The following is a 1222-nucleotide window of genomic DNA, read 5'->3' on the forward strand; positions in this document are numbered from 1 at the left end:
TGATCCTGCAATTGGTTCAAGTTCGTCAGACGAAGCACTTGAGCGTTTTAGAATGGTGCGAGATCAATTGCGACAACGAATATTGATATTAGCAGAGCTAATAAAAATGCCAGTTGGTATCGACTCTATAGAGTTCCACGGTAGTATTCGGGTAAATGACTTAGCCAAGAGTACCGCGTTTTATAGTTGGTTGTTGAACACTTGGCCAAAAGAGTGGACACATCGTTATGCTACCTTTATCCGCCAAGACCTCAATTTAAATATGGTGTTAGTGGTATCTGACGGTAAGCAGCTTAATCATGACACTCTTTATCATTTAGGTATAAATGTTAATAACAGGCAAGAAGTCATTGATGCCTTTTTTAGCGCAAAAAATGCTGGCTTAACTATTTTTAAACCACCGAGAACCACTTGGAAAGGCACACCTTTACATGAGTTATGGCTAAAAGACCCTGATGGTAATTTAATCGAAATCTATGCACGTTTAACAGAGACAGAGTTTTTAACAAAACCCCAAAATGAGCAGCCAACTTTTTTAGTAGCAGGAACTGAGTGTAATTATGTCAACTAAGATATTCGATGCGGTCGTGATTGGCGGCGGTCAAGCAGGTTTAGCGGTAGGATATTATCTTAGACGCGCTAAGCTTGACTTTATTATCCTTGATAATCAAAGCCAAAGTGGTGGAGCGTGGCAACATACTTGGCCATCACTACGGTTATTTTCTCCGGCAATAATGAGTTCATTACCTGGTAGGCTCATGCCAAAGGCCAAAGATAATGAATACCCGCATCGAGATGAGGTGCTCAGTTATCTTGCTGATTATGAGCAACACTACCAACTGCCTGTGTATCGACCATATCAGGTGACCAATGTACAACGCGATAGTGAACACAACTGTTTGCGGGTGACGGATGGAAAATTTACTTGGTTGGCTAAAGCAGTGGTTAATACGACAGGTACATGGAGTCATAGCGTTATACCAACGCTTGTTGGCCAAGAAATGTACCGCGGTGAGCAGTGCCATTCTGCACACTATGCGGGTATTGAGACGTATAAAGGCAAGCGGATACTAGTAGTCGGTGGTGGCAATTCTGGCGCGCAAATTTATGCTGAGCTAGCTGAGGTTGCTGATGTAAGCTGGGTCACGCGTGAGCCGCCATTATTTTTAGCAGATGATGTCGATGGTCGCGTATTATTTGAGAGAGCTACGGCTCGGATTAC

2 protein-coding genes are annotated in these 1222 nt (G+C 43.0%); both read left to right on the forward strand.

All coding sequences use genetic code 11. The features are described 5' to 3' along the window. Positions 1-571: VOC family protein (locus ACT3S4_RS14315; protein ID WP_444761303.1), on the forward strand; the 571-nt coding region annotated here is incomplete at its 5' end. Next, positions 561-1222 (forward strand): NAD(P)-binding domain-containing protein (locus ACT3S4_RS14320; protein ID WP_444761304.1); only part of this gene is annotated, 662 nt, incomplete at its 3' end. The genes ACT3S4_RS14315 and ACT3S4_RS14320, both read left to right, overlap by 11 nt.

The sequence above is a fragment of the Psychrobacter sp. AOP30-A2-5 genome (assembly GCF_052378115.1).
Classification (GTDB): Bacteria; Pseudomonadota; Gammaproteobacteria; order Pseudomonadales; family Moraxellaceae; genus Psychrobacter.